Raw genomic sequence first — 15,598 nt, 5'->3', positions numbered from 1 at the left:
GCCAGAACAGCAGGAGGGCCGGGCAGCAGAACGACCGGAATGGCCCTGCTGCCTCCGCGCTCAGTACAGCACCCGCGCGCGGATCGTGCCCTCGATGGCCTGCACCTCGTTCAGCGCCTCGGTGCTGGATCCGGACTCCACATCCACCACCACGTAACCCACGTGCTGGTTGGTCTGCAGGTACTGCCCCGCAATGTTGATGCCGGCGTTCGAGAGCCGCTCGTTGATGCGGGTGAGCATGCCGGGCACATTGCGGTGGATGTGCAGCAGGCGGCACAGTCCGGGATGGGCCGGCAGCGACACTTCGGGGAAATTCACCGCCGACAGCGTGGAACCATTGTTGCTGTAGCGGATCAGCTTGGACGCCACCTCGCGGCCGATGCTTTCCTGGGCCTCGCCCGTGGAACCACCGATGTGCGGCGTGAGCAGCACGTTGGGAAAGCGAATGAGCGGCGACTGGAACTCGCCCTCGTTGCCCTTCGGTTCCACCGGAAACACGTCGATGGCCGCCCCCAGAATGTGCTTCGCTTCCAGCGCCGCTGCCAGCGCATCGATATCCACCACCGTGCCACGCGAGGCATTGATCAGGAAGCTGCCGCGTTTCATTTTCGCAATGCGGGCCGCGTCCATCATGTTCTTCGTCGACGGCGTTTCGGGCACGTGCAGACTCACCACATCCGACCCGGCCAGCAGCTCGTCCAGGGAGGACAGCTGGCGGGCATTGCCCAGGGGCAGCTGGGTTTCGATGTCATAGAACACCACGCGCATGCCCATGTGCTCGGCCATCAGGCCGATCTGGGTGCCGATGTGACCATAGCCGATGATGCCCAGCGTCTTGCCGCGCACCTCGAACGAATTGGCGGCACTCTTCATCCAGCCGCCCTGGTGCAGCAGGGCGTTCTTCTCGGGAATGCCCCGCATCAGCATGATGATCTCGGCCAGCACCAGCTCGGCCACGCTGCGCGTATTGGAGAACGGCGCATTGAACACCGGCACCCCGCGCCGTGCCGCTGCCTCCAGCGCAATCTGGTTGGTGCCTATACAGAAGGCCCCCACGGCCACCAGCTTCTGGGCCTGCTCCAGCACCCCGGCGGTGAGCTGGGTGCGCGAACGCAATCCCACGAAATGGGCATCACGGATGGCCTCGACCAGCGCCTCACCTTCCAGCGCCTTCGGATGGGATTCGATCTGGGTATAGCCATCGGCCGTGAACGCCTCCACCGCCGACGGATGAATGCCTTCGAGCAGCACGACCTTCAGTTTGTTTCTTTCGAGCGAGAGACGCACGTCGTTCCACCTCCACAAATAGACAGCCAGCCCCCTTGCCACGGGCACCGGCCGGCCCGCTCCTCCTGCGGGCCGGCCCGGTGGCATCCTGCATGCCCCGCGGACACACCTGCGGGCATGAGACGCCCACGGATGCACGGGTGACCAAAACAACCAATGATAACGCACCGGCCTGTCATTGCTGACGTTTGGCGCGCATATGTAGCACAATCCCGGGCATGCCTGTTCCCTTTCAGCCCGAGCACCTGTCGTGAGCACCGAAGTCCCCTCCTCTCCAGCCTCCTCCGATACCCCCGAACACGGTACCGTGTCCACACTGCAGGCCCCGTCGGCCCCAGAAGCGGCATCCACCCCGCAGGTTTCACCTGAAACCGGAACCGTTGCCCCCCCGGACACCCCTGCTGCCATTCCGGAAGCGTCACTTCCACAAGTCACGGCCGCCGTCACGGAGGCGCCACACGCACAAGCCCCGGCGGCCACAGAAGGCACGGTGCCCACCGAGGACACCGCAGAAGGCACAGCCCCCACGGACGCCACACCTGCTGCCGGCACAGCTCCCACACCGGACGCACCCTCCACGAAGGCGCCGGCCCAGCAGGACACCCCGGCCATCGCCCCACAGATTCCCCTGCCACCGGAGGCCGAGGAAATCGACGCCCGCATCGCCGCCGCGCTGGTGATGGTGGCGCATGGCATCCGGCGCCTGTCGAAACTGGCGGGCAACATCCGTTTTGCCTCCCTGCAACGGGAAGAGTCCCGCCTGGTCTCCGAACGCAGGAACATCCGCCACAGTTTCCAGAACGGAAAGAGTACGCCCACCGAGCTGAAGTTCGCCCAGAAGGTCCTGCTGCAGAAAACCGAACGCATGGCCGGCAGCCTGCTGCACACGCCGAGCGTCACGGATGGCGCGTCTCCTGCGGCCTCCGGCGCTGCATCGCCTGCCGCTGGGGCAGCCGGTACCGATATGGCAAGTACCAAAGCGGGCAGCATCGAAGCAGCCAGCACTGAAGCGACCAGCGCTGAAACTGGCACCGGAACAACCGGCATCGAAGCCACAAGCACTGAAGCCAGCGCCGGAACAGGCGGCACCGACGCAATCAGCACAGAACCCAGCACCGAAGCAGCCGGCGTGGCTGCCTCTGCCCCGACGGCCGGCACACCTGCGCCCGCCCTGCCACGCGAGCGTAGCAACCAGATCCGCCAGACGCTGCGCAAGAGCATGATGTCGCTGGCACCGGCCGCACCGCTGCATCTGCAGATCGAGCTGGCCCACACCTTCAGTGAAGTGGACCCGGACATCATGGCCATGGCCGCCCGCGTGCACGCCCTGCACCGGCAGGTGCTGGGTTCGCTGAAATCGATCCAGTGGCACACCCCCGTACACGCCACCCTCGGTTTCGACGACAGCCGCAGCCTCGATGTGCACTTCGGCGAAACGGGCGCGCAGGACATTCCGGAAGAATTCCGCCAGAAACAGCCACCCCAGCAGCCTGCCGGCAACCGGCAGGGCAAGGATGCGGGGCGTGGCAGCCGCCGCGCAGACGGACGCCACGGTGGCAAGGGCGGTGGTGGGCGCCAGCCCGGCCAGGGCAGGCCCCACAGGCCCGGCAGCGCAGCGCCGGCATCCGGCGCACAGGGCGAAGCGGCCGCCGGCGGCCGGAACGCGGCTGCGTCCAGCGAAGGCCCCCGGCACGCGGCCCGTCCCCAAGACGGCAAGCGCCCCCACGGCCGCGATGGCAACGCAGGCCAGGGCGGCAAGCCGGGCCAGCGCCGGGGTCGTCCACCACACGACGGCCAGGCCGCTGCAGATGGACAGGCCGCATCCGGCGGACAATCACAGGCCCGCGGGCCACGCCACGGTGGCGAGGGCCGGCCAAACCGCGAACGGCACCGGCACGGTGAGGGGCGTCCGGCAGATCGCCGTCATCCGGAAGGGCGCCGTGAAGGCGAGCGCCGCGGTGCACCGGGCGGTGGCCGTCCGGGCGGTTTCCCCGGCAATTCGGCCATGGCCGACAAGCTGCGTGCCGCCCTGGGCAACAGCTTCGGGCTGGGCAGCAAGGCCAATCGCAACCGGGATGCAGACAAGGGCCGCACCCCGGACGGCAAGGACGAAAACAGGGACGAAAAGTCCTGATCCGTGCAGGGCGCGGCGGCACGGCCGTCCTGTCCTGCACGATCCCAGGGGCGTTGTCCTCCCCCGAATCCGCGCGCTGCTGGCGCTGCCCTGCTTGCCAGGGCGCGCAGCCTTGCCTGCGCACGGCAGGTGCCAGCACAGGGACGAATGGATCCATGTGTGATGACGCCCCGTCCTGCAGGAAACACTGGATTTCAAGGGTCTTTCGTGGTGTCCAACGCCACGTTTTTCAGAAACACCCGTGATTCCCAGTGTTCTTTTGCCGATCAACGCGTAACAAACCGTAGATAATGCGGCCAACAGCCAACGAAAGCGCTGTGCAAGTGGCCACAACGATGTGCCGGTTGCTAAGATTGCAGTTCGGTCTGCGGGCTGAAATCACCGGGTATGCCGGTACCCTCTGCCCCAGACACCCCTTTTCTGATCGACACGAGAACCCAGTTCAACACCATCATGGCAACCGCTAAGAAGCCCGCCCGTGCGGCAGCAACCCCCACCCGGAAAGTGGCAGCCGCCAAACCCGCTGCCAAATCGACGAAAGCTGCCGCCGCGCCGGCCCTCAAACCCGTGAAGGAAACCTTCACCAAGGCCGGTCTGGCCCAGCACCTGGCCGAGCAGACCGGCGTCGAGCCCAAGGCCGTCAAGGCCGTGATGGCCGCGCTGGAACTCACCATCCTGGCCTCCGTGCACAAGAAGGGCGCCCGCGAGTTCACGCTGCCCGGCCTGCTCAAGATCGGCGTCATCGACGTGCCGGCCAAGAAGAAACGCAAGGGTATCGACCCCTTCACCGGCCAGGAGCGCGAATTCGCCGCCAAGCCGGCCACCGTGCGCATCAAGGTCCGCGCCCTGAAGAAAATCAAGGACGCCGCCCTCTGATCATCCCGGAGGCAGACCACTGCCGGCCGACTCACGGCGGCGGCAACGGGTGCCACGGCGCGCGGGAACGAACGGGTCCATGACGCGCGCCGGACACCCGGTCTTCGCAGGCATCTGCCGGCATGGCAGCCGCCAGACATGAAAAATGCCCTGTCGCACGCGCTGCGCAGGGCATTTTTCATGGGCGGTGCCGACAACACGGCGCACAGGGAAAACATGATGCTTCATGAATACCGCCATATCATGAGCACAGCCATGCGTCACCATGAAGCAGGACAGGCCACGGCAACCCCAGGCAGCCTGCCCCACCACCAGACATCAAGACCTCACTCGCCGAAAACCTCCTTGGCCTCGGCCTTCAGCTCGGGCGAGATCGTCGCGCCCTGCTTCTTCGCCGCCGCCAGGTTCAGCGTGATGTCCAGACGGTCGCTGGTCTCGCTGGCCATGTCACCCGGCCTTTCGCCGCGCAGCACCCGCAGCACCATCCGGCCGGTCTGGCGCCCCATCGTGTAATAGTCGATGGCCATGGCACCCGTGGCACCACGCTGCACGCTGGAACGGTCGGCGCAGATCAGCGGAATCTTCGCGCTGTTGGCCACCTTGATCACCGCCTCGTACGCCGAGATGACGTTGTTGTCGTTGCTGGTGTAGATGACATCCACCTTGCCCACCAGCCGCTGGGCAGCCTGCCCCACATCCACGCTCCGGGGCGCAGCGGCCTCGACCAGCGACATGCCCTGGCGCTCGAGCACTTCCTGCATCTGGCGCTTGGCCGTCACCGAGTTGGCCTCGCCGGGGCTGTAGATCACGCCGACCCGTTTGGCCGCGGGCACCACGCGCCGGATGAACGCCACCTGCTGCTCGGCCACCAGCCGGTCGGACACACCGGTCACGTTGGTGCCCGAGGGCGCCATCGACTTGACCAGCCGGGCGCCCACCGGGTCGGTGATGGCATTGTAGACCACCGGAATGTCCCGGGTGGCCGCCACCACCGCCTGCGTCGCCGGCGTGGCAATCGGCACGATCACGTCGGGCCGGTCGCCCACGAACTTGCGTGCGATCTGGGCCGCCGTGCCCGGATTGCCCTGGGCACTCTGGTAGGCCCATTTCAGCGTCTTGCCGTCTTCGTAGCCGGCAGCCTTCAGCTCGTCGTGCAGACCGTCACGCAGGGCGTCCAGCGACGGATGCTCGACGATGGACAGCACCGATACGGCAGCGGGCGTCTTGCCCATGCCCCCGGCACCACCGGCCGGGACGTTCGCTGCGCTGCCATCCTGCCCCCAGGCCGGCAACAGCGCAGCGGGCATGCCAGAAGCCAGCACCAGTGCAGCTGCTGCCACGGTGCGTGCGGCCAGTCGCCGGGAAAAGGATGAACAGGCGGAGGTACTGGCGGAAGTACAGGCAGAAACCATGGTCATTGCTCCAGAAAGACACGAATAAGCTTCACCCCAGCAGCAGCGAGTCGTCGGCCAGCTCCTCGCCCCGGGTTTTTTCGAACATCGCCAGCAGGTCCGGCACATCCAGCCGGGCACGCGCTTCGCCCTGCACATCGAAGATCACCCGCCCCTGATGAAGCATCACCGTGCGCGTGCCGTAATCGAGTGCCTGCCGCATGCTGTGGGTCACCATCAGCGTGGTCAGCCGGCTTTCGGTCACGATGCGGGCCGTCAGCTCCAGCACGAAGGCAGCGGTTTTCGGATCGAGGGCCGCCGTGTGTTCGTCCAGCAGCAGAATGCTGGACGGCCGCAGCGAGGCCATCAGCAGGCTCACGGCCTGTCGCTGCCCGCCGGACAGCAGCCCGATGCGGTCGGTGAGGCGGTTCTCCAGCCCCAGTTTCAGAATGGACAGCCGCTCGCGGAACAGCTCGCGGGTCTGCCGGTCGATGGCCCGGCCCAGCCCGCGCGACCGGCCACGTGCCAGGGCCAGCGCCATGTTCTCCTCGATGGTCAGCGCCTCGCAGGTGCCGGCCATGGGGTCCTGGAAGACACGGGCCACCATCCGGGCCCGCTGCCAGGTCGACTGCGCCGTCACGTCGGCCTGGCCGATCAGGATACGACCCTGATCGACCCGCAGGTCACCGGCAATGGCGTTCAGGAAGGTGGATTTTCCGGCCCCGTTGGAACCGATGACCGAGACGAACTCTCCCTCCGGAATGGCCAGGCTCATGCCGCGCAGCGCCGGATTCTCGATGGGCGTGCCGGGGTTGAAGGTGATGTGCAGATCCTGGGCGTCGAGCATGCCTCAGTTCCTCCGGTCTGAAGAAACAGCCGTACCGGTACCGGCGCCGGTGCCAGTGCCAGCGCCGGCGTGCGGGCCCGTACCGGCACGAGGCATCCGGCGCCGCTTCAGCAGCCGTGGCAGTACCAGTGCCACCCCCACCAGAATGGCCGTGACCAGATTCAGGTCCTGCGCCTGCAGGCCCAGCACGTCGCTGTTGAGCGCCAGGGCCACGAACAGCCGGTAGAGCACGGCCCCCAGCACCACGGCCAGTGTGGTCCAGACGATGCGCCGCGCCGGCAGCACACCCTCGCCCACGATGACGGCCGCCAGACCGATGACGATGGTCCCGATCCCCATGGAAATGTCGGCGCCGCCCTGGCTCTGGGCAAACAGCGCCCCGGCCAGCGCCACCAGCGCATTGGAAATGGCCATGCCCAGCAGCACCGCACTGCCGGTATCGACCCCCTGAGCCCGCGCCATGCGCGGATTGGCACCGGTGGCCCGCAGGGCCAGGCCGCGTGCCGAGGCGAAGAAGCGGTCGAGCAGCAGCTTGATGACCAGTACCAGCGCGAGCAGCGCCAGCGGCCGTTCGATGTAGTCAGGCCCCCAGCCGGGCAGGAACGAGAACACGACCGGCTCGGAGATCAGCGGCACATTGGGGCCGCCCATCACCCGCAGGTTGATGGAATAGAGGGCGATCATGACCAGAATGCCGGCCAGCAGGTCCATGATCTTCAGGCTGACGTTGAGCCAGCCGGTCAGCACACCGGCCACCGCGCCTGCCACCGTGGCGATGGCCGTGGCCAGGAAGGGATCGTGCCCCTGGGAAACGAGCGTGGCGGCAACCGCCCCGCCCAGTGGAAAGGAACCATCGACGGTGAGATCGGGAAAATTGAGCACCCGGAAGGTGATGAACACCCCCAGCGCCACCAGGCTGAAGACCAGCCCGATTTCCAGCGAGCCCCACAGGATGTAGAAAGACACGGGTCAGCCTCCGGTCGCAGCAGGAAAGGCGGTGCCCGCCGCACCGGCAGGCGGACAGGCAAGAGGCGCCGATTATACGGGCTTGCCGTGTTGCCGAAAACGCACAGGGCACTTGCTCCCGTCCAAAACAAATGAGTTCATGACACGCTCTCTCGATGGAGAACCCGCTGCCATGGAATGGCTGATCGTCACACTCGCTTCCTTTGCTGCCGGCCTGATGGACGCCGTGGCGGGTGGTGGCGGGCTGATCCTCATCCCGGCCCTGTTTGCCACCTTTCCGGATGCCTCGCCCGCTTCGCTCTTCGGCACCAACAAGAGTGCCTCGGTGTGGGGCACCTCCTTTTCCGCGTGGCAGTACGGCCGGCGCGTCCCCCTGCAGCGCCGCATGCTGCTGCCTGCTTTCGTCAGCGCCTTTCTGGGCGCCCTGATCGGCGCCTGGACCGTCACCCGGATCGACCCGGGCTTCCTGCGCCGGCTGCTGCCCTTCGTGCTGCTGGGCGTGCTGGTCTACACGCTGCGCCGCAAGGATCTGGGCACCGAGGCGCGGAATCTGCACACGGAGCGCATCGAGACGCTGCTGATGGGGATCATCGCGCTGGTGATCGGGTTCTATGACGGATTCTTCGGCCCCGGCACCGGCAGCTTCTTCGTCTTTCTCTTCGTGCGGGTGCTGGGCCATGATTTCCTGCAGGCCTCGGCCAATGCCAAGGTGCTGAACATGGCCACCAACCTGTCGGCACTGGGGCTCTTTGCCAGCACCGGTCATGTCTGGTGGCAGGTCGGCGCCGCCATGGCGGTGGCCAACGTAGCCGGCGCGCTCATCGGTTCCCGGCTGGCACTGCGCTATGGTGCAGGCTTCGTGCGCCATGCCTTCATCCTGGTGGTAGGGGCGCTGATATTGAAGACAGGCTGGAATGCGCTGAAGACGCTCTATTGACCACAAGTCACCGCGGTCATGGACCTGCCTGCCCGGAAGACGGAAAATGGCCCCTCTCCTTTTTCCTCTTTCCAACCGACACCATGGCCGACACGCCCGCTGCCAAACCCTTTCCCATTCCATTGAGCTACTTCGGCATTGCCCTGGGCACGGCGGGGCTGGGCATGTCATGGCGCTACGCTGCCACGGTCGGTCAGGCGCCCGCCTGGCCCGGCGAGAGCCTGCTGGCCCTGGCCGGTGTGGTCTGGCTACTGCTGATGCTGGCCTGGTTCGCCAAGTTCCTGGCCTTCCGGCCGGCCTTCCGGGCCGACTTCCAGGATCTGGTGCAGTGCTGCTTCATCAGCCTGATCCCCATCACCACCATCATGAGTGGCCTGTCGCTGCGCCCTTATGCCGCAGCTCCGGCCGAAGTGCTGATCTATCTGGGCATCGTCGGCCAGCTGGTCTTTGCCATGTACCGCGCGGCCGGCCTGTGGCGCGGGCTGCATACCTCCAAGGCCACCACGCCCATCATCTATCTGCCGACGGTGGCCACCAGCTTCGTCAGCACCATGGCCATGAGCGCAATGCAGCAGCCGGAGATCGCCACCCTGTTCTTCGGCGCCGGCGTGCTGTCATGGATGAGCCTGGAGGCGGCCATCCTGGGACGACTGCGCACGGAAACAGCCATCGACCCGAAGGTGCGGGGCATCATCGGCATCCAGCTGGCGCCCGCCTTCGTGGGCTGCAGCGCCTATTTCGGCATCAACGGCGGGCAGGTGGACATGGTGGCGCTGATGCTGATCGGCTACGGCACGCTTCAGCTGCTCTTCCTGCTGCGGTTGCTGCCCTGGGTGCTGGAAGGCGGCTTCACCATGAGCCTGTGGGGCTTCTCGTTCGGTCTGGCCGCCATGGCAGGCTGCGGCATGCACCTGGTGGTGCTGAATCCGCGACTGGCGCTGCTGGGCCATGCGCTCTGGGGCATCGGCACCGCACTGGTGGGACTGCTGTGGCTGTACACGCTGCTGAGCATCGTGCGGGGCCGGTTCCTCGTGCGGGGATGAACGAACAACACGGGGAAAGGGTGCCGCCGCGCCCTTCTCCCGGCGCTGCTATCGACCGAGCCCCAGCTGATCGGCCACGGCCCGGGCCCACTTGCGTGCCGGCAGGCCGTAGTCCTCTTCCAGCACGCGGGCGCGCGCCAGCAGCTGCCGGCGGCTGACCTGCAGGGGCGGCCCCTTCAGGGCCAGCAGCACCAGGTTGCCCTCGTCCTGCGGATCCAGCAGCAGCACCTGCGGGAAGATGGCACGGATGCGCTCCTCGCTGCGAGCGAAGGAGGCATGGCGGCCAAACAGGTTGACCACCATGATGCCCGGCTCGGCCAGGCTTCGGTAGCAGCTTCGATAGAAGCGGCTGCCATCATGCACGGGGCCGGCCGCCTCCTCGTCGTACAGATCCACCTGGATGACGCCGAAGCCCTCCCGGTTGGCCGGATCACCGACAAAGTCGGCCGCATCGCCCTGCACCAGCATCAGCCGGTCGTCTTCCGGGGGCAGGCCGAACCACTGGCGTGCCACCCACGGCAGCTGCTGGCTGATCTCCACCACCGTGGTGGCCGTGTCCGGGCAATGGCGATGGGTGAACTTGGTGAGCGCGGCTGCCCCCAGCCCCAGCTGCAGCACCCGGGCCGGCGGCTCCAGGAACAGCAGCCAGGCCATCATGTCCTGGATGTAGGACAGCACCAGCTCATCAGGATGCTCGATGTCCATGGCGCCCTGCACCCAGGGCGAGCCGAAGTGCAGGTAGCGGATACCGTCCAGCTCGGAGAAGCTGATGACGGGCTCGGAAACCCGCTTCGCCTGGCTGCGCTTGCGCGGACTGCGGGAGCGGGTACCGTCGGTCTTCTGTCTGGCAATGCTCATGAGGGTGGGTGTTCGGGGTTGCAAGGAGAACCTGATCCATCATTCGTGGCAGAGCACATTGACCAGACGTCCGAAAGGATCTCGCAGGAAGAAGCGGCGGACGCCCCAGGCCTCGGTGACGGGGCCATGCTCGATCGCCAGGCCCGACACCAATGCACGACGATGGACCTCGTCAAGATTGTCGACTTCGATGGAGAGGTCCGGAACCGGTGTTCCTGCCCCTCCCTCGCAGGCGATACTGATCTGCGGCGTCATTTGGCCGTCCGAGGCGTACGTGACGATCCAGCCGTGGTCCATCACCACGTCCATGTCCAGGATGTCGGCATAGAAACGCCGAGCGTCTTCCAGCCGATCTGCCTTGATGTTGGTAATGATGCGTTTCACGGCCACGAGGACTCTCCTTCAAAATGCACAATGCGCCCCCCGAAGCATGGCTCCAGGAAGGCGAAAGGTTACTACGACTTGCGTGCACCGGCCCCGATCTCGGAGCCGACAGCCGCGATCAGTGGCTGGAGGCCAGCAGCAGGTCGTTCATGCGGCGTACGAAGCCGACCGGATCTTCCAGCTTGCCACCATCGGCCAGCGTTGCCTGGTCCAGCAGCAGGCTGGACCAGTCGTCGAAGCGGCCGTCCTCGCTCTTGAGGCGCTGCACCAGCGGATGATCCGGGTTGATCTCCAGAACCGGCTTGCGGGTGGGCACGCTCTGGCCGGCCTGCTTCAGCATGCGTTCCAGCGTGGCACTCATGTCGTGCTCGCCCGAAACCAGGCAGGCCGCCGAATCGGTCAGGCGATGGCTGACCTGCACGTCCTTGACGCGCTCGCCCAGCGTGGTTTTCAGGCGCTCGACCAGATCCTTGTAGTCGGCCGCCACTTCCTCGCTGGCCTTGCGCTCGGCCTCGTCTTCCAGATCACCCAGATCCAGCTGGCCGCGGGCCACCGACTCCAGCGGCGTACCGTCGAACTCGTGCAGGTGCGACAGCATCCATTCGTCCACCCGGTCGGACAGCAACAGCACCTCGATGCCCTTCTTGCGGAAGATCTCCAGATGCGGGCTCTGGCGAGCACCGGCCTCGGAATCGGACGTGATGTAGTAGATGGCCTTCTGGCCGTCCTTCATCCGCGCCTTGTACTGGGCCAGCGAAATCAGGCCATCGGCGTTCTTCACGTCCTCGTCGGCGTCCTTCGCATCCTTGCCTTTCCCGTCGGCCGCACCGGCGGTGTTCTCTTCGCCCTTGATGACGGCATCCTCGATGCCATCCTCAGCCACGGCCGCCTTCGGCGCAGCGCCGGAAGCGTCCGGCGCCTCCACGTCGATGCGAATCGGCTCACCGGTGGTCCGGAAACGCAACAGCGCGGCGATTTTCTCGCGGTTCTTGCTGTCTTCGCCCACGCCTTCCTTCAGCACCTGGCCAAAGGCACGCCAGAAGCGCACATAATCGGCCTTGCGGTTTTCGGCCAGATCCTCCAGCAGCGTCAGCACACGGCGGACGTTGCCCTCGCGGATCAGACGGATGTCGCGGCTTTCCTGCAGGATCTCGCGCGAGACGTTCAGCGGCAGGTCGCTGGAATCGACCACGCCCCGCACGAAGCGCAGATAGCCCGGAATCAGCTGCTCGGCATCGTCCATGATGAACACGCGCCGCACATACAGGCGGATGCCGTGGCGCTGCTGGCGGTCCCACAGGTCGAAGGGTGCATGTTTCGGGATGTAGAGCAGCTGCGTGTATTCGCTGCGGCCCTCCACGCGGTTGTGCGTGTACGCCAGCGGCCCTTCGAAGTCGTGCGTGATGTGCCGGTAGAACTCGTCGTATTCCTTCTCGGTCACCTCGTTGCGCGGACGCAGCCACAGGGCCTTGGCCTGGTTGACCACCTCCCATTCGCCAGTTTCCAGCATTTCCTGCTTGTCTGCGTCCCACTTTTCGGCCTTCATCCGCACCGGAATGGCGATGTGGTCGGAGTAGTTGCGCACCAGCTGGCGCAGCTTGTAGGCATCGAGCAGGGAGTCGTATTCGTGCCCCTCTTCGCCATCGGCATCGTTGTCGCGCAGCTGCAGCGTGACCGTGGTCCCGCGCTCCTTGCGGGTGATGGTCTCGATGGTGAATTCACCATCGCCGGTCGAGACCCAGCGGATGCCCTGATCCTCGGCATCGCCGGCCCGACGGCTTTCCACAGTGACCCGCTGGGCCACGATGAACGACGAATAAAAGCCCACGCCGAACTGGCCGATCAGGCTGGCATCACGGGCGCGGTCGCCGGTGAGCTGGCTGAAGAATTCGCGCGTGCCGGAACGGGCGATGGTGCCCAGGTTGCGAATGGCCTCGTCGCGGTTCATGCCCACGCCGTTGTCACGCACGCTGATCGTCCGGGCCTTGCGGTCGACCTCGATCCAGATGCCCAGATCACTGTCGCCGGCATAGAGGCTGTCGTTGTCGAGCGCCTCGAAGCGCAGCTTGTCGCAGGCATCGGATGCGTTGGAGATCAGCTCGCGCAGGAAGATGTCGCGGTTGCTGTAGAGAGAGTGGATCATCAGATCGAGCAGCTGTTTGATCTCGGTCTGGAATCCCAGGGTTTCCTTGTGTGCTTCGCTCATGGTCGTGATTGGTGCGAAATCGTTATTTTCCGGATATTGAAACCTGTGCATGTGCAGGGCTGCTGGCCCCCGGGAAAGAGATACTTTCCCGGTGACCGGCCCCCCTTCCCTGAACCGGCGACCGTCCCATGACGGTCCCGGCCGGGAAACCGGCAGACAGCGGGATGCACGATGCGGCATTTCTTGGAAGTAAGGCCCCATCGCCGCCTTTCAAGGGCCGGATGGCACCTGATGTTTCTGCCAGTTTCGAAATGCCTTGTCGTCGTGCAGTCAGGTCCCTGCCACGTCCTACACCGGTTCCGTCCCCGGGGTCCACAGCCGTACCTCCTTCCAGCGCGGATCCAGCTGCCTGCCCTTGCGGCCGCGGGTACCGGCATTGGCGGCAATTTCCCGGGCCGTCATGCTGCGGCTCTGGGCCTTCGCCATCCGGCCCGTGCCGGTCACCACCAGCCCGGCCTCGCCGGCCACGATCACCTGACGCAGCTTTTCCTTCTTCTCCAGCCCCATCAGCGTCACGCCCCGGCCGCCCTTGTGCAGCGTCTTCACCTCGGCCACCGGATAGGTCAGCACCCGACCCTTGTCACCACCGCCCACGCCATCGCTGAAGCAGACCACGGTCTGCCCCGTCTTCGGATCAACCGGGTCGAAGAGCACCGGCGGCAGCGGCACGTCACCGTCTTCCAGCGTCATGAAGTGCTTGCCGGCCTTCATCCGGCTCTGCCAGTCTGCGGCCACGCAGGTCAGGCCAAAACCCTTCTCGGTGGCCAGCAGCACGTGGGCATCGGCCTTCGCGGCAAAGGCAAAGAGAATCTGCGACCCGGCCTCCAGCTCGATGAAGCTCGTGATGGGCACGCCATCGCCCCGCGCCGACGGCAACCCGGCCACCGGCACCGAATACACCCGGCCGTTGCTGGCCAGCGCGTAGACCAGATCGGTGGTCATCACCTCGTGGGCCCCCTGCAGGCTGTCGCCCGTCTTGAAGCCGAACTGGCGGGCATCGTGACCATGGCCCTGACGGGCGCGTACCCAGCCCTTTGCCGAGATGATCACCGTCACCGGCTCTTCCACCTGCTTCGCTTCCACCGCCGCCTTCTCGGCGGTTTCGATCAGCGTGCGGCGGTCGTCGCCATAGGTCTTGATGTCGGTCTCGATTTCCCGGATGACCGCCTTCTTCAGCGTGGCTTCGCTGCCCAGCAGGCCCTGCAGCTTTTTCCGCTCGTCTTCCAGCGCCTTCAGTTCCTGCTCGATGCGGATGGCCTCCAGCCTGGCCAGCTGGCGCAGGCGGATTTCCAGAATGTCCTCGGCCTGCCGTTCGGTCAGCCCGAACGCCTGCATCAGCGCCGGTCTGGGCTCATCCGATTCGCGGATGATGCGGATCACCTCGTCGATGTTCAGCAACACCAGCTGCCGGCCTTCCAGGATGTGGATGCGGTCCTCCACCTTGCCCAGCCGGTGCGCACTGCGGCGGCGCACCGTGTGCAGCCGGAAATCGATCCATTCCTGCAGGATGTCGGTCAGCGTCTTCTGGCGCGGTCGCCTGTCCCGCCCCAGCATCACCAGGTTGATCGACACCGAGGTTTCCAGGCTGGTGCAGGCCAGCAGGGTGTTCACCAGCAGCGACTGTTCGATCTTCGAGGTACGCGGCTCGAACACCAGGCGCACCGCCGCCTCGCGGCCGCTCTCGTCACGCACCGCGTCCATCACGTTCAGGATCTGCTGCTTTGCCTGCAGCTGCTCGGGCGTCAGCGCCTTCTTGCCGGTGCGCACCTTCGGATTGCTGAGTTCCTCGACCTCTTCCAGCACCTTCTGGGCGGACACGCCGTGCGGCAGCTCGTCGATGACCAGCTGCCACTGGCTGCGCGCCAGCTCCTCGATGTGCCAGCGTGCCCGTACGCGGATGGAGCCACGGCCACTGCGATAGGCCTCGCACAGGTCGGTGCGGCTGCTGATGATCTGCCCGCCCCCCGGAAAATCCGGCCCGGGCAGGATGTCCATCAGCGCCTCGTGCGTGAGCTTCGGGTCGCGGATCAGCGCAATGGCCGCATGGGCCACTTCCACCAGATTGTGCGATGGAATCTCCGTGGCCATGGCCACGGCAATGCCCGATGCCCCGTTGAGCAGGATCATCGGCAGCCGGGCCGGCAGCAGGTCCGGTTCGGTGGAGGAGCCGTCATAGTTGGGCACGAAATCGACGGTACCCTGATCGATCTCGTCCAGCAGCAGGCGGGCGTAATTGGTGAGCCGCGCCTCGGTGTACCGCATGGCCGCAGCACCATCGCCGTCACGCGAGCCGAAGTTGCCCTGCCCGTCCACCAGCGGATAGCGCAGGCTGAAATCCTGCGCCATGCGCACCATGGCATCGTAGGCGGCCGAGTCGCCGTGCGGGTGGTATTTGCCCAGCACATCCCCCACCACGCGGGCCGACTTCACCGGCTTGGCCGTGGGGCCCAGCCCCATCTCGTGCATGGCAAACAGGATGCGCCGCTGCACCGGTTTCTGGCCATCGGTCACATCGGGCAGCGCCCGGCTGCGGATGGTGGAGATGGCGTAATCGAGATAGGCCCGCTCGGCATAGCGCGCCAGCGTCAGGCCATCACTGCTTTCTTCCTCGTCGAGGATGATTTCTTCTACCGTATCCATGGATGCGTTGGGTCACCCGCACGCGGGCG

Annotated in this window: 12 protein-coding genes; 4 read left to right on the top strand and 8 right to left on the bottom strand. The window is 65.9% G+C overall.

Going from position 1 to position 15,598, the window contains the following annotated elements:
- Positions 1-60 precede the first annotated feature (60 nt).
- Entirely contained in the window at positions 61-1,287 is a 1,227-nt protein-coding gene (gene serA, locus EHV23_RS07360; RefSeq protein ID WP_125095349.1) for a phosphoglycerate dehydrogenase, read from the bottom strand.
- Positions 1,288-1,537: 250 nt separating this feature from the next.
- Here serA and EHV23_RS07355 point away from each other — a divergent pair, with 250 nt between their 5' ends.
- Both EHV23_RS07355 and EHV23_RS07350 read left to right on the top strand, forming a co-directional pair.
- Positions 1,538-3,421 (top strand): hypothetical protein, encoded by a 1,884-nt coding sequence (locus EHV23_RS07355; RefSeq protein WP_125095348.1) that lies wholly within the window; start codon positions 1,538-1,540, stop codon positions 3,419-3,421.
- 453 nt (positions 3,422-3,874) lie between these two features.
- Positions 3,875-4,297 (top strand): HU family DNA-binding protein, encoded by a 423-nt coding sequence (locus EHV23_RS07350; RefSeq protein ID WP_125095347.1) that lies wholly within the window; start codon positions 3,875-3,877, stop codon positions 4,295-4,297.
- Positions 4,298-4,623: 326 nt separating this feature from the next.
- Here the strand turns inward: EHV23_RS07350 and EHV23_RS07345 are convergent, their stop codons facing one another.
- The 3 genes from EHV23_RS07345 to EHV23_RS07335 form a co-directional block, all read right to left on the bottom strand.
- Entirely contained in the window at positions 4,624-5,604 is a 981-nt protein-coding gene (locus tag EHV23_RS07345; protein WP_125095592.1) for an ABC transporter substrate-binding protein, read from the bottom strand.
- A 136-nt stretch (positions 5,605-5,740) separates the two neighbouring features.
- Positions 5,741-6,535, bottom strand: a complete 795-nt coding sequence (locus EHV23_RS07340; protein WP_125095346.1) for an ABC transporter ATP-binding protein — start codon at positions 6,533-6,535, stop codon at positions 5,741-5,743.
- A 3-nt stretch (positions 6,536-6,538) separates the two neighbouring features.
- Positions 6,539-7,501 carry an ABC transporter permease gene (locus EHV23_RS07335; protein ID WP_125095345.1) on the bottom strand — a complete coding sequence of 321 codons (963 nt, stop codon included), beginning with the start codon at positions 7,499-7,501 and terminating at the stop codon, positions 6,539-6,541.
- 172 nt (positions 7,502-7,673) lie between these two features.
- Between EHV23_RS07335 and EHV23_RS07330 the strand changes: the two genes are divergently transcribed.
- Both EHV23_RS07330 and tehA read left to right on the top strand, forming a co-directional pair.
- Positions 7,674-8,438, top strand: coding sequence for a sulfite exporter TauE/SafE family protein (locus tag EHV23_RS07330; protein WP_125095591.1), 765 nt, complete (start codon positions 7,674-7,676; stop codon positions 8,436-8,438).
- Positions 8,439-8,521: 83 nt separating this feature from the next.
- The gene (gene tehA, locus EHV23_RS07325; RefSeq protein ID WP_125095344.1) at positions 8,522-9,481 is read left to right on the top strand and encodes a dicarboxylate transporter/tellurite-resistance protein TehA; all 960 of its coding nucleotides are present in this window, start codon (positions 8,522-8,524) and stop codon (positions 9,479-9,481) included.
- A gap of 48 nt (positions 9,482-9,529) precedes the next feature.
- Here tehA and EHV23_RS07320 read toward each other — a convergent pair whose 3' ends face one another.
- The 4 genes from EHV23_RS07320 to parC form a co-directional block, all read right to left on the bottom strand.
- Positions 9,530-10,339, bottom strand: a complete 810-nt coding sequence (locus EHV23_RS07320; protein ID WP_125095343.1) for a class I SAM-dependent methyltransferase — start codon at positions 10,337-10,339, stop codon at positions 9,530-9,532.
- A 39-nt stretch (positions 10,340-10,378) separates the two neighbouring features.
- Positions 10,379-10,729, bottom strand: a complete 351-nt coding sequence (locus EHV23_RS07315; protein ID WP_125095342.1) for a VOC family protein — start codon at positions 10,727-10,729, stop codon at positions 10,379-10,381.
- A gap of 112 nt (positions 10,730-10,841) precedes the next feature.
- Positions 10,842-12,929, bottom strand: coding sequence for a molecular chaperone HtpG (gene htpG / locus EHV23_RS07310; RefSeq protein WP_125095341.1), 2,088 nt, complete (start codon positions 12,927-12,929; stop codon positions 10,842-10,844).
- Between the two features lie 288 nt (positions 12,930-13,217).
- Positions 13,218-15,569: a DNA topoisomerase IV subunit A gene (parC, locus tag EHV23_RS07305; protein WP_125095340.1), complete on the bottom strand. Its 2,352-nt coding sequence runs from the start codon at positions 15,567-15,569 to the stop codon at positions 13,218-13,220.
- Positions 15,570-15,598: the final 29 nt, after the last annotated feature.

This window comes from Lautropia dentalis, assembly GCF_003892345.1.
Classification (GTDB): domain Bacteria; phylum Pseudomonadota; class Gammaproteobacteria; order Burkholderiales; family Burkholderiaceae_E; genus Lautropia; species Lautropia dentalis.
The sequence above is the reverse complement of the archived record's forward strand: the minus strand, read 5'-3'. Positions and strand labels throughout refer to the sequence as shown.